The organism is Streptomyces sp. BK022 (assembly GCF_004217355.1).
GTDB classification, from domain to species: domain Bacteria; phylum Actinomycetota; class Actinomycetes; order Streptomycetales; family Streptomycetaceae; genus Streptomyces; species Streptomyces griseoluteus.
This window is the reverse complement of sequence record NZ_SHKU01000006.1, coordinates 99,826-112,593: the sequence shown is the minus strand read 5'-3', so window position 1 is coordinate 112,593 and position 12,768 is coordinate 99,826. Positions and strand designations below refer to the sequence as shown.

Genomic DNA, 12,768 nt, shown 5'->3' with positions numbered 1-12,768 from the left:
CTGTCAGAGCGACGGCAGCGTGTCGCCCTGGACCGCCTGGATGTCCAGCTCGATCCGCAGGGTGGTGCCGATGGCGGCGATGCCGGCCTGGAGGACCTGGTTGTAGTTCATGGCGAAGTCGTCCCGGTGCAGCTCGGCCGTCGCCCGGAACGCGGCCCGCGTGCCGCCCCAGGGGTCGGCGCCGGTGCCGAGGTAGGCGAGGTCCAGGTCGACCGGGCGGACGATCCCGCGCATCGACAGCTCGCCGTGCACGGTCCACCGGTCGGGGCCGGCCTGGGTCAGCCCGGCCGAGCGGTAGGCCAGCTCCGGGTACGTCGCCACGTCCAGGAAGTCGGCCGAGCGCAGGTGGGTGTCCCGCATCCCGTTGCCGGTGTCGATGGACTCGGCCCGGATGACCGCCTCCACGCGGGACTTGGTGATGTCGTCGGGCGCGATCTCGATGCTCCCGCCGAACTCGGTGAACCGGCCCCGCACGCTGGAGATGCCCAGGTGCTGCGCGACCGCGCCGACCGAGGAGTGCACGGGATCGATGGTCCACGGGCCGGGCGGGGGCAGCTCGCTGCCGCCCTGCCGGGCCAGGGTGACCGCGCCGACCTCGGCCCGGCCGCTCGCGGTGACCAGCGCGCTGGAGGCGACGGGCGCGTACCCGACGGCGGTCACGATCACCGTGTACGCCCCCGGAGCCAGCGCGGTGTCGTCGCGCACCACGCCCTCGGCGTCGGCCTCGGCCCGCAGCACCTGCGTACCGGTCATGTCGGCCACCGTGACCACCGCGTGCGAGACGGCCCAGCCGTCACGGGTGCGGATCCTCGCGGTCAGTGCCATGGCGTTCTTCTCCCTGCGCGGCTGAGCGCGCGTAGATCAGGGGACCGGCCCGTGACCCGCTCTCAAGGGCGGGCCACGGGCCGGTCGGGGGAACTACTCGCCGGGGTGGGCGAGTTCGATGTCGTGGCCGTCCGTGCCGGTACCGGCGACGGTCAGCGCGGTGGCCACCGGCGGGTAACCCGTGGCGATCACGGTGTACTCGCCGCCGTCCAGGTCGGTGAAGGCGTACGCGCCGTCCGCACCGGTGGTGGCGGTGCCGACCACGTTGCCCGCCTGGTCGACCAGGGTGACGCGGGCGTCGGCCAGCGGACCGTGCGGGGCCCGGACGACACCGCTGAGCAGCGCGCCGGTGTCCAGGTCGACCTCCACCCGGGTGACCCCGGTGGTGGCGACCTCCACGGGCAGCGCGCGCGGCCGGTAGCCGGCGGCGTTGACCGCGATCGTCACGGTGCCGGGCACCAGCTCGGTGAACCCGAACTCGCCCTGCTCGCCGGTCTGCGCGGCGGCCAGCAGATCACCGCGCACATCGGTGACGACGACCATCGCGTCCTTCACCGGCAGCGCGTTGCCGGCCGCCCGGACCACACCGGTCAGCCCGCTGGTGCCGCTGAGCAGGATGTCGTACGACAGCGGCTCCTCGCCCACCACGACGGTGGACGCCTGCGGCTGGAAGCCGTCCGCGGAGGCGATCAGCACGTACGAGCCGGTGCCGGGGGCGGCCAGCGCGTAGGAGCCGTCGGCCTGGGCGACCGCGCGGCCGAGCTGGCGGCCGGCCAGCGAGATCAGCGTGACCGCCGCTCCCGGGACCGGGGCGCTCTCGGCGCCGCGCACGAAGCCGTGCAGCGGGGTGCCGCCGGCCGGAGCGGTCTCACCGGCCATGGCGACGGCCGTCACCTGCGGGGCGGTCGCGGCCGTGGCGGCCGTGCCGTCGGCCGAGGGGGCGCCCTCGGTGGTGGCGAAGGCCATCGCCGGGACCTGCTGGGCCTCGGCGACCGCGGGGGCGGCGGCCGGGTCCGTGACGGGGGCCTCGGACTCGGAGGACTGCGCGAGCGCGCCCTTCGTCTTCAGCGGGACCTCCTTGATGAACAGCGTGATCAGGAAGGCGACGGCGGCGAGGCAGCCCGCGATGAGGAAGACATCGGCGATGCCGTGGCCGTAGGCGCTCTCCAGCAGGTTCCGGATCGGACCCGGCAGCGTGTTCATGTCCGGGATGGTGTCGGTCGAGCCGGACTGCGCCATCGCGGCCTGGTACTTCGGGCTCAGCGAACCGATGCCGTCCGTGACGTAGTGCGTGATCCGGTGGGCCATCACCGCGCCGAGCGCCGAGACGCCCACCGCGCCGCCCAGGGAGCGGAAGAAGGTGACCGTGGAGCTGGCCGAGCCGAGGTCGGAGGGCGCCACCTGGTTCTGCGTGGCGAGCACCAGGTTCTGCATCATCATGCCGATGCCGAGACCCAGCAGGGCCATGAAGATGGCCATCTTCCAGTAGTCCGTGTCGTACCGGATGCCGCCCAGCAGGAGCAGTCCGGCGGTGACCAGGACGCCACCGCTGACCAGCCACGCCTTCCAGCGGCCGGTACGGGTGATGAACTGGCCCGAGACGGTCGAGGAGATGAACAGACCACCGATCATCGGGATGGTCAGGACGCCGGACATCGTCGGGGACTTGTCGCGGGCGAGCTGGAAGTACTGGCTGAAGAACACGGTGCCGCTGAACATGGCGACGCCGACGAACAGCGAGGCGAGCGAGGCCAGCGTGATGGTGCGGTTCTTGAACAGGCGCAGCGGGATGATCGGCTCGCTGGCCTTGGCCTCGACGAGCACGAACAGCGCGCCGAGCACGATCGACCCGGCCACCATCGCGTAGGTCTGCCAGGACAGCCAGTCGTACTTGTCACCGGCGAAGGTGACCCAGACCAGCAGCAGCGAGACGGCCGCGGAGATCAGCGCGGCGCCGCCCCAGTCGACCTTGACCTCGCGCTTGACCACGGGCAGGTGCAGGGTCTTCTGGAGCACGATCAGCGCGAGGACCGCGAAGGGGACGCCGACGTAGAAGCACCAGCGCCAGCCGAGCCACGAGGTGTCGGTGATGACGCCGCCGAGCAGCGGGCCGCCGACGGTGGCGACGGCGAAGGTCGCGCCGAGGTAGCCGGAGTAACGGCCGCGCTCACGCGGGGAGATCATCGCCGCCATGACGATCTGCGCCAAGGCGGACAGACCGCCGACGCCGATGCCCTGGACGACGCGGCAGGCGATCAGCATGCCGGGGTTCTGCGACAGACCGGCCGCCATCGAGCCGACGACGTAGATCACCAGGGCTATCTGGACGAGCGCCTTCTTGCTGTACAGGTCGGCGAGCTTGCCCCACAGGGGGGTGGCGGCCGTCATGGACAGCAGGGCCGCGGTGACGACCCAGGTGTAGGCGGACTGGCCGCCGCCGAGGTCACCGATGATGTGCGGGAGCGCGTTGGAGACGATCGTGGACGACAGGATCGCCACGAACATGCCGAGCAGCAGCCCGGAGAGCGCCTCCATGATCTGCCGGTGGGTCATCGGGGCCTCGTCGGCCCCGCCCCCGTGCTTGGCGTGAGCCCGCACACCGGATGGTGTGGTCGTTGCCATGGGCTTCCTTTACTTACGTGATCGCGGGTGTACGGGTTTCTGCGGAAACGGGGGCGGCCGGTCTCGGCACACCGGAGCGGCAGTCGCCGAACGACGCGCGCAGCCGGGTCATGAGCTGGATGAGCTGGGCGACCTCGTCGTCGGTCCAGTCGCTCAGCCGCTCGGCGAGCAGCCGGCTGGTGCGCAGCGACAGCTCCACGAGCTGGTCGTTGCCCGCGGGCGTCAGGCGCAGGATGCGCGAGCGCTTGTCCGCCGGGTCCGGCGACCGCTCGATCCAGCCGCGCGCGGCCACGTGGGCGACATGCCTGCTGGTCACCGACATGTCGACGGCGAGCAGCTCGGCGAGCTTGCTCATGCGCATCTCCTCGTGGCGGCCGAGCAGGGTCAGCACGGCGGCCGAACCGGCCGGGCAGTCGGGCGGGAGTATCCGCCCGATGTCGCGCTTCACGGCGCCGACGGCACTGAGCTGACGTGCCAGCTCCTCGAACTGCGCCTGCTCGGCCATCACACCTCCCGTATTCGTTGCTTTGGGCAACCATAGGGATACTTGGTTGCTGTAGGCAAATAGATCAGTGGCCGGCGGCGCAAAAACTTGGCAAAGACAAGTATTGCGATCGTAAATGTGCAGGTGAACGCGGGTGACCTGCCCGCCTCTGTCCCCATGGCCCCGCACTTGGGGTGGGCACCCGGATTCGCTAGTGTCTCGGCCCATGGCTAACACCCAGGGCCCCCAGGGCAATTACGACCCCGCAGGCAGCACTCAGATGTTCCGCGCGTTCGTCGACGAGACTCCCCCGGCTCGCCAGCAGGAGGCGGCTTCCTCCGGTCCTCGCGTCGGCCTGATCATCGGCGTCATCGTGGCCGTGACCGTCGTCGCGGCCGTCGCCTGGCTCGCGCTGAAGTGACCCTCCGGCTCCCTCCGGGAGCCCTGTGAAAAGGCCGCGGCCCGCGTCCGCGCCGAAGCGCGCGACACGGGCCGGGCGGGCCTTTCGGCCCGTCGGTCTGCGGGTCCGTCAGTCCGAGACGAGACCCTCGCGGAGCTGGGACAGCGTGCGGGTCAGCAGCCGCGAGACGTGCATCTGCGAGATGCCGACCTCCTCGCCGATCTGCGACTGGGTCATGTTGGCGAAGAAGCGCAGCATGATGATCCGGCGCTCGCGCGGCGGCAGCTTGGCCAGCAGCGGCTTGAGCGACTCCCGGTACTCCACGCCCTCCAGCGCCGTGTCCTCGTAGCCGAGGCGGTCGGCCAGCGAGCCCTCGCCGCCGTCGTCCTCGGGGGCCGGGGAGTCGAGCGAGGAGGCGGTGTAGGCGTTGCCCACCGCCAGACCGTCGACCACGTCCTCCTCGGAGACACCGAGCGCGGCCGCGAGCTCCGGCACGGTCGGGGAGCGGTCGAGCCGCTGGGACAGCTCGTCGCTCGCCTTGGTCAGCGCCAGGCGCAGCTCCTGCAGCCGGCGCGGCACCCGCACCGACCACGAGGTGTCGCGGAAGAACCGCTTGATCTCGCCCACGACCGTCGGCATGGCGAACGTCGGGAACTCCACGCCCCGTTCGCAGTCGAAGCGGTCGATCGCCTTGATCAGCCCGATGGTGCCGACCTGGACGATGTCCTCCATCGGCTCGTTGCGCGAGCGGAAGCGGGCCGCGGCGTACCGCACCAGCGGGAGGTTCAGCTCGATCAGGGTGTCCCGGACGTAGCCCCGCTCCGGGCTGTCCTCGCCGAGCGCGGCGAGCCGCAGGAACAGGGAACGGGACAGGGTGCGGGTGTCGATGTCCCCCGAGGGCACCGGCAGTTGCACGGCCTCCTCGGCGGCCGGGGCCGCGTCGGGCGCCGGTGCCGGGACGGCGGGGGCGGGCGCGGCGTCGAGGGCCTGAGCGCCCTCGAAGCCGTCGAGGACGTCGAGAGCGTCGAGCTTCTGCGGCGCTGCCACGGTCTTCGTGAGCACCTTCGAGCTGCCCTGTTCTGCGGACATGCCACCCCCTTTGGGTCGCGGGACGGTCGCGGCGCACTGCCCTGATCGGACAGCGCGGCCTTCACCTGAATACCGGCGCCGAAGCTCCGGCAAACGCGCTTCCCGCAGAATGTCACATGTCGGCAACGCGCTGTAGTGACATGTCGACACGTGAGACGCCAAAAAGCCCTGGCAGAACGGGGTCTGACGGGCTTTCGGCGCACAATTGCCGACACTGCCGACGTGCCGTGATTCGCTCCTGGCGGTGATCATTCGATCCCGCATGCGAACGGCTGCTACCTGCTGTTTTCCGTTCCGTGCTCCCGTGCGCCGGTCATGCCTCGATCCGGTTGGCCGATCTGAGGCGCTGGAAGCTCCGGGCGAGCAGCCGGGAGACGTGCATCTGGGAGACGCCGAGTTCGGCGCTGATCTGCGACTGGGTCAGGTTGCTGTAGTAGCGGAGCAGCAGGATGCGCTGCTCACGCTCGGGAAGCTGGACCAGCAGGTGCCGGACGAGGTCGCGGTGTTCGACGCCGTCCAGCGCCGGGTCCTCGTACCCGATGCGGTCCAGCAGTCCGGGCAGCCCGTCGCCCTCCTGCGCGGCCTCCAGCGAGGTGGCGTGGTACGAGCGGCCCGCCTCGATGCAGGACAGCACCTCCTCCTCGCTGATCCTGAGGCGCTCGGCGATCTCGGCGGTGGAGGGCGATCTGCCGAGCGCGGTGGTGAGGTCCTCGGTGGCCCCGTTCACCTGCACCCACAGCTCGTGCAGCCGGCGCGGTACGTGCACGGTGCGGACGTTGTCCCGGAAGTACCGCTTGATCTCGCCGACCACGGTCGGCATGGCGAAGGTCGGGAACTGCACGCCCCGGTCGGGGTCGAAGCGGTCGATGGCGTTGATCAGCCCGATGGTGCCGACCTGGACCACGTCCTCCATCGGCTCGTTGCGGGAGCGGAAGCGTGCGGCGGCGTAGCGCACCAGCGGGAGGTTGGCCTCGATGAGCGCCCCGCGGACCCGGTGGTGCTCCGGGGTGCCCGGTGTCAGGTTCTTCAGCTCACCGAAGAGCACCTGGGTCAGGGCGCGGGTGTCGGCGCCCCGGCGCTTCTCGGGAGGGGGTGCGGCGGAGGGTTCGGCGGAGGGCTCGGGGAGGGTCGCGGGCGCCTCCGCCTGGGGCGGCGCAGTACTGGCCGACACGGTCAACGCCACCTCTTCATCGGTCAATCATCCGTCAAAAGCGGTCATAGCATCACAAGACATGTGCACTGTGTGCAAGCACCGCATAACGCCGTGTTGGCCCTCAAACGACGCCAATGGATGGATCGCCGGACAGGAAAAAGCCCCCCGCCGTAACGGCGGAGGGCTTCTCGTTCCGGGGCCGCCGGGCCCTCAGAACTCGTAGTCGGCGATCACCCACGTGGCGAACTCCCGCCACAGCGCGACGCCCGCCTGATGGGCGGGGTGGTCCAGGTAGCGCTGGAGGGCGGCGGCGTCCTCGACGGAGGAGTTGATGGCGAAGTCGTAGGCGATGGGGCGGTCGGTGACGTTCCAGCCGCACTCCCAGGAGCGCAGCTCGTCGATCTGGCCGCCGAGCGCGCGGAAGGCGGCCACGCCCTCCTGGACGCGCGGGTCGTCGCGCTCGACGCCCTCGTCGAGCTTGAACAGGACCAGGTGCCGGATCATGCGGCGTACCTCTTGCTCTTTCGGCCGGTCAGTTCTTCGCGCCGCCCACGACCCAGGTCATGAAGTCCCCGATGGCCCCGGCGGCGTCCGATATGCCCTCGAAGGCTATCTGGACGTAGTCGGCCGCCTTGGCCGGGTCGGTGATGATCACGTACATGGCGAAGACCACGAGCGCGAACACGACGATCTTCTTGGCGTTCACCGCCACCGCGGCCTCCCCTGTCCCATCGGCCCCACTGACCTGCCTGCGGCGGCGAGTGTAACCGCCACGGGCCTTCGCGCACCCAACAGGACGGCCACGATTGTCGATTGGGAGCCCCGAGCCGGGACGCGGCCGGGACGCACGAAGGGCCCCGTCCGAAGACGGGGCCCTTCTCAAGCGGTAGCGGAGGGATTTGAACCCTCGGTGACTTGCGCCACACTCGCTTTCGAGGCGAGCTCCTTCGGCCGCTCGGACACGCTACCGAGGGAGACCTTACAGCAAGGTGCCCCATCGGCAGAAATCGATGGCCGGAGCCCCTCCCGGCAGGGCTTTCAGGGTCTCTCAGCGCCCTCTGAAGAACTCCGTCAGCGGCCGGGCGCACTCCTCGGCGAGCACGCCCTCCACGACCTCCGGCCGGTGGTTGAGCCGCCGGTCGCGCACGACGTCCCAGAGCGAGCCGGCCGCGCCCGCCTTGTCGTCGCGGGCGCCGTAGACGACCCGTTCGACGCGGGACTGGACCAGGGCGCCCGCGCACATCGTGCACGGCTCCAGCGTCACCACCAGCGTGCAGCCGGTCAGCCGCCACTCGCCGAGCGCGGCGGCGGCCCGGCGCAGCGCCAGCACCTCGGCGTGGGCGGTCGGATCGCCGGTCGCCTCACGCTCGTTGTGCCCGGCGCCCAGCACGGTGGTGCCGTCCGGGCCGAGCACGACGGCGCCCACCGGGACGTCGCCGCCGAGCGCGGCCCGCCCGGCCTCGGCCAGGGCGAGCCGCATCGCGGGACGCCAGGGGTCGCGCACCGGGTCCACGGTTCCTCGGGTCTCGTGCGGCGCGGTCAGCGGACGGTCTCCAGTACTTCCGAGGCGCCCAGCACCTCGGCGATCGTGCCCAGGGCGTCGTTCGCGTCCAGGGCGCGCAGCTCCTTCTCGCCGATCCCGAGATCGCCGAGGATCTCGCGGTCGCCGACCGGGCTGTGCGGGACGGCGTCGGTGTCCGGGGAGTCCTCGCCCTCCTCGGCCTCCCCGGACTCGCCGTCCTCGGTGCCGTCGAGGTCCAGGGAGTCCAGGTCGGGCCCGTCGTCCGCGCCGGGCTCCCGGCCCAGCAGCTCGTCGGTGAGGAGCAGCTCCCCGTAGGCGCTGCGGGCGGCAGCGGCCGCGTCGGAGACGTAGATGCGGGGGTCCTCCTCCCCGTCCACCCGGACGACCCCGAACCAGGAGTCCTCCTGCTCGATCAGGACGAGCACCGTGTCCTCCTCCGGCGACGCCTCGCGGGCGAGGTCGGCCAGATCGGACAGGGTCTCCACGTCGTCAAGCTCCGTGTCGCTCGCTTCCCACCCGTCTTCGGTGCGCGCGAGCAGTGCGGCGAAGTACACCGTGACTCTCCCACTGGTCATAGGTGTGCCGGTCGGGGGGTCCCCCCGGCGGAGGTCCGGGCGGGGGAGCAGCTGCACTCCGGGGTCCGCCCACTGGGAATCGTGGCAGAAACAAGTCGTTCAGGGGACGTCTTCGGCTCCCTGTGTCCGGCTGTTTCGGCCGGCCGTCACCAAACCGGCCGACCGTGGGTCCGTGAAGGGCTCACCAGCGCACCCGTTGCCGCCACCTGCGGATCGTACGCGGCGTCGCGAGCGCCGATCATCCTCGCCGGGAGCTTTGCCCGGTGCCTGCTGACGAGACCGTACGACGGCCGGGGCTACCAGCGGAACGTTCGCATGCGCATGGCGTGGCGCAGCCGGGCCGCCTTGGCGCGGCGCGGCTGGATCCGGTCGCGCAGTTGCCGGGCCTCGGCCAGGTCACGGAGGAACTGGGCCCGGCGGCGCCTGCGTTCGGCCTCCGTCTCGGGCCGTGGGGGCCGAAAGGGCCCGATCTCCCCGGTCGTCGCCGGGCCGTTGTTCGGCAGGTTCGGCAGGTCAGCCACGGTTTCACCACCCCGGTCGGTCCTGTGCGCATTCCCCCGGACGGGCGTTTTGATGCCGAGACGGGGCACAGGGCGGGCACGGTTACTGTTGAAGGCATGCGTCTCCACGTCGTCGACCACCCCCTGGTCGCTCACAAGCTCACCACGCTGCGCGACCAGCGCACCGACTCCGCGACCTTCCGTCGTCTCGCCGACGAGCTGGTCACCCTGCTCGCCTACGAGGCCACGCGCGACGTGCGCACCGAGGCCGTCGACATCCAGACCCCGGTCGCCCGGACCACCGGCGTCAAGCTCGCCCGCCCGCGCCCGCTGGTGGTGCCGATCCTGCGCGCCGGCCTCGGCATGCTGGACGGCATGGTCCGGCTGCTGCCGACCGCCGAGGTGGGCTTCCTCGGCATGATCCGCAACGAGGAGACGCTCCAGGCGGAGACCTACGCCTCCCGCATGCCGGACGACCTCTCCGGCCGCCAGGTGTACGTCCTGGACCCGATGCTGGCCACGGGCGGCACCCTCGTCGCGGCCATCCGCGAGCTGATCGGCCGCGGCGCGGACGACGTGACCGCCGTGGTCCTGCTGGCCTCCCCCGAGGGCGTGGAGATCCTGGAGCGCGAGCTGGCCGGCAGCCCGGTCACCGTGGTCACCGCCGCGGTGGACGAGCGCCTGAACGAGCAGGGCTACATCGTGCCGGGCCTGGGCGACGCCGGCGACCGCCTGTACGGCGCGGCCGAGTAGGTACGAGGACACCGGAAGGGGGGCCGCCCGGCCGGGTGGCCCCCCTTCTTCGTGCTTCCGGGTTCAGCAGGTCTTCTTCTTGGCGGTCGTGGCCGCGGCCACCTGCTCCGGCGCGGTCAGCTTGGTCACCGCGCTGTCGGCCGCCGGCCGCTGGGTCAGGGACGTGAACCTGTCCCCGATCACCAGGTCGAGCACCGCGCCCTTGCGGGCCGCGTCGGTCCGCCGCTCGGCGTCGGTGAGCTGGGTGCTCAGTACCGGCAGCGTGGTGTCGAGGGCGGTGGCGGGACCGATGAGCATCCCGGTGCCCTTGACCTTCTTGTCGAACTGCTTGTCCGCGTTGCCCACGTCGCCGATCTTGAAGCCGCGCTTCTTCAGCTCGTCCGCCGTCTGCTTGGCGAGCCCGGAGCGCGTGGTGGCGTTGTAGACGTTCACGGTGATGGTGCCGGGCTTGGGCAGGGCCTTGACCGGAGCCGCCTTGGCGACCTTGGTGCGGCAGTCCGCCGCGTGACCGGACACCGAGCCGTCGCCGCCGGTGAAGACGTCGATGAGCTGCAGCGTGCCCCAGCCGGCGACGCCCAGCGCGGCCACGGAGGCCACGACGGCGGCGACGAGCCTGCCGCGTCGCCGGGGCGGGCGCATCCGAGGGTAGGTGTCCCCTGTGATCCGGTATTTACCGCCCATGCCGGGGGGAGTCAGCATGCTCATGAGCGCAGCGTAGTGCGCCGAGGCCGCGATGCCTATTAGATGATCAGTCCATCCGGCGTAGCCGCACCCGAAAGGGGTAACCGGCGGTCCGTACGGGCCAGTCGGGCTTGCCCGGAAGGCCCGTCAGCCCAGTTCGAGGACGCGGGCGTGCAGCACCTGGCGCTGCTGGAGCGCGGCGCGGACCGCGCGGTGCAGCCCGTCCTCCAGATAGAGGTCGCCCTGCCACTTCACGACGTGGGCGAAGAGGTCGCCGTAGAACGTGGAGTCCTCGGCGAGCAGCGTCTCCAGGTCGAGCTGCTGCTTGGTGGTCACGAGCTGATCGAGGCGGACCGGGCGCGGCGCGACATCCGCCCACTGCCGGGTGCTCTCCCGGCCGTGGTCGGGGTACGGCCGGCCGTTTCCGATGCGCTTGAAGATCACACGGAAAGCCTACCGGCCCAGACGTTCCGGGCGCAGCCATGGCGGCGGAGTGCGACGCTGAAAAAGACACGGCAAAGCGGGCATTACGGCGACTACCGGCAGTAGCCGTCGCCGGGACGAGGGGCCTTGAGATGAGCGACCGCGCGACCACGCCCGCCCCCGGCGGTCCCGGCCCGGCACAACTGCCCGACGCGGCACGCCCGATCGCGGCCGGCTACGCCTTCACGGGCCCCGCGCTGGACCTCGGCGCGCTGCTGTGGGACGGGGTGTGCCACCCGGAGGCGCGCGTACGGGTGCCCCTGCCGATGCTGAACCGGCACGGCCTGGTCGCGGGCGCCACCGGCACCGGCAAGACCAAGACGCTCCAGCTCGTCGCCGAGCAGCTCTCCGCCCAGGGCGTCCCGGTGTTCCTCGCGGACGTCAAGGGCGACCTCTCCGGTATCGCCCGGCCCGGCCAGGGCGGGGACCGGGTGAGCACGCGCGCGGCTCAGACCGGGCAGAGCTGGTCGGCCGAGGGCTTCCCGGTGGAGTTCCTGGCGCTCGGCGGGATCGGCCACGGCATCCCGGTGCGGGCCACCGTCACCAGCTTCGGGCCCGTCCTGCTCTCCAAGGTGCTGGGCCTGAACCGTACTCAGGAGCAGTCCCTCGGCCTGATCTTCCACTACGCCGACACCAAGGGCCTGGAGCTGATCGACCTCAAGGACCTCCGCGCGGTCGTCGCCTTCCTCACCTCCGACGAGGGCAGGCCCGAACTGAGGGGCATCGGCGGCCTGTCCACGGCCACGGCCGGGGTGATCCTGCGTTCGCTGACCGCGTTCGAGGCGCAGGGCATGGCGGACTTCTTCGGCGAGCCCGAGTTCGACACCGCCGACCTGCTGCGCCTCGCCCCGGACGGGCGGGGCCTGGTCTCCGTACTGGAGCTGCCCGCGGTGCAGGACAAGCCGCAGTTGTTCTCGACGTTCCTGATGTGGCTGCTGGCCGACCTCTTCCACGACCTGCCCGAGGTGGGGGACGCCGACAAGCCGAAGCTGGTGTTCTTCTTCGACGAGGCGCATCTGCTCTTCCACGACGCCTCGGCCGCGTTCCTGGACGCCATCACGCAGACCGTGCGGCTGATCCGGTCCAAGGGCGTCGGCGTCTTCTTCGTGACCCAGACCCCCAAGGACGTCCCCTCCGACGTGCTCGGCCAGCTCGGCAACCGCGTCCAGCACGCCCTGCGCGCCTTCACCCCGGACGACCAGAAGGCGCTGAAGGCGACCGTGAGGACCTTCCCCGACTCCCCCTACGACCTGGAGGAACTGCTCACCGGGCTCGGCACCGGCGAAGCCGTGATCACCGTGCTCAGCGAGAACGGCGCCCCCACCCCGGTCGCCGCCACCCGGCTCTTCGCCCCGGAGTCCCTGATGGGCCCGGTGGACGCGGCCGAGCTCGACCGGGCGGTGCGGGAATCGCCGCTGCACGGACGTTATGCACAGGCTGTGGACCGCGAGTCGGCGTACGAGAAGCTGACGGCGGCCCAGGCCCGGCCTCCCGCCTCCGCCGAGGCACCCGGGACCAGGCGGGAGAAGGCTCCGGCCGAGGAACCCTCGCTGGTGGAACAGGTCGTCGGCAGCGGGATGTTCAGGTCGCTGGCGCGCTCGGTGGGCACGCAGCTCGGCCGGGAGATCACCCGCTCGCTCTTCGGCACGGCACGGCGGGGGAGGTGAGCCGCCCCCGCCGG

The 12,768-nt window shown here is 71.4% G+C and carries 15 protein-coding genes and 1 tRNA gene; 3 read left to right on the top strand and 13 right to left on the bottom strand.

Annotation, left to right across the window (positions count from 1 at the left end):
* Positions 1-3: 3 nt before the first annotated feature.
* The 3 genes from EV284_RS24275 to EV284_RS24265 form a co-directional block, all read right to left on the bottom strand.
* Positions 4-825 carry a YceI family protein gene (locus EV284_RS24275; RefSeq protein ID WP_130337679.1) on the bottom strand — a complete coding sequence of 274 codons (822 nt, stop codon included), beginning with the start codon at positions 823-825 and terminating at the stop codon, positions 4-6.
* Between the two features lie 93 nt (positions 826-918).
* Positions 919-3,447: an MFS transporter gene (locus EV284_RS24270; protein ID WP_130337677.1), complete on the bottom strand. Its 2,529-nt coding sequence runs from the start codon at positions 3,445-3,447 to the stop codon at positions 919-921.
* 13 nt (positions 3,448-3,460) lie between these two features.
* Entirely contained in the window at positions 3,461-3,952 is a 492-nt protein-coding gene (locus tag EV284_RS24265) for a MarR family transcriptional regulator (protein WP_086690073.1), read from the bottom strand.
* 205 nt (positions 3,953-4,157) lie between these two features.
* Between EV284_RS24265 and EV284_RS24260 the strand changes: the two genes are divergently transcribed.
* Complete coding sequence (locus tag EV284_RS24260; protein WP_165425634.1) at positions 4,158-4,352, top strand: hypothetical protein; 195 nt, start codon at positions 4,158-4,160, stop codon at positions 4,350-4,352.
* Between the two features lie 108 nt (positions 4,353-4,460).
* Here the strand turns inward: EV284_RS24260 and EV284_RS24255 are convergent, their stop codons facing one another.
* From EV284_RS24255 to EV284_RS24220, 8 genes are all read right to left on the bottom strand, one after another.
* Positions 4,461-5,420, bottom strand: a complete 960-nt coding sequence (locus EV284_RS24255; protein ID WP_130337673.1) for an RNA polymerase sigma factor SigF — start codon at positions 5,418-5,420, stop codon at positions 4,461-4,463.
* A gap of 313 nt (positions 5,421-5,733) precedes the next feature.
* Positions 5,734-6,597 carry an RNA polymerase sigma factor SigF gene (locus tag EV284_RS24250; RefSeq protein ID WP_130338417.1) on the bottom strand — a complete coding sequence of 288 codons (864 nt, stop codon included), beginning with the start codon at positions 6,595-6,597 and terminating at the stop codon, positions 5,734-5,736.
* Between the two features lie 186 nt (positions 6,598-6,783).
* Entirely contained in the window at positions 6,784-7,077 is a 294-nt protein-coding gene (locus tag EV284_RS24245) for a Dabb family protein (RefSeq protein ID WP_130337671.1), read from the bottom strand.
* 28 nt (positions 7,078-7,105) lie between these two features.
* Positions 7,106-7,285, bottom strand: coding sequence for a hypothetical protein (locus EV284_RS24240; RefSeq protein WP_130337669.1), 180 nt, complete (start codon positions 7,283-7,285; stop codon positions 7,106-7,108).
* 172 nt (positions 7,286-7,457) lie between these two features.
* A tRNA-Ser gene (locus EV284_RS24235) sits at positions 7,458-7,542 on the bottom strand.
* A 79-nt stretch (positions 7,543-7,621) separates the two neighbouring features.
* The gene (gene tadA / locus EV284_RS24230; protein WP_030806339.1) at positions 7,622-8,053 is read right to left on the bottom strand and encodes a tRNA adenosine(34) deaminase TadA; all 432 of its coding nucleotides are present in this window, start codon (positions 8,051-8,053) and stop codon (positions 7,622-7,624) included.
* Positions 8,054-8,112: 59 nt separating this feature from the next.
* Positions 8,113-8,649, bottom strand: coding sequence for a hypothetical protein (locus EV284_RS24225; RefSeq protein WP_130338415.1), 537 nt, complete (start codon positions 8,647-8,649; stop codon positions 8,113-8,115).
* A 317-nt stretch (positions 8,650-8,966) separates the two neighbouring features.
* On the bottom strand, positions 8,967-9,191 hold the full coding sequence (locus EV284_RS24220) for a hypothetical protein (RefSeq protein ID WP_130337667.1): 225 nt from the start codon (positions 9,189-9,191) through the stop codon (positions 8,967-8,969).
* A 96-nt stretch (positions 9,192-9,287) separates the two neighbouring features.
* Between EV284_RS24220 and upp the strand changes: the two genes are divergently transcribed.
* Positions 9,288-9,923: a uracil phosphoribosyltransferase gene (gene upp, locus EV284_RS24215; RefSeq protein WP_130337665.1), complete on the top strand. Its 636-nt coding sequence runs from the start codon at positions 9,288-9,290 to the stop codon at positions 9,921-9,923.
* A gap of 63 nt (positions 9,924-9,986) precedes the next feature.
* Here upp and EV284_RS24210 read toward each other — a convergent pair whose 3' ends face one another.
* Complete coding sequence (locus EV284_RS24210) at positions 9,987-10,628, bottom strand: LytR C-terminal domain-containing protein (RefSeq protein ID WP_130337663.1); 642 nt, start codon at positions 10,626-10,628, stop codon at positions 9,987-9,989.
* Positions 10,629-10,751: 123 nt separating this feature from the next.
* A complete protein-coding gene (locus EV284_RS24205; protein WP_003986294.1) occupies positions 10,752-11,048 on the bottom strand; it encodes a type II toxin-antitoxin system VapB family antitoxin in 297 nt (98 codons plus the stop codon).
* A 131-nt stretch (positions 11,049-11,179) separates the two neighbouring features.
* Between EV284_RS24205 and EV284_RS24200 the strand changes: the two genes are divergently transcribed.
* Complete coding sequence (locus tag EV284_RS24200; protein ID WP_130337661.1) at positions 11,180-12,754, top strand: helicase HerA-like domain-containing protein; 1,575 nt, start codon at positions 11,180-11,182, stop codon at positions 12,752-12,754.
* Positions 12,755-12,768 lie beyond the last annotated feature (14 nt).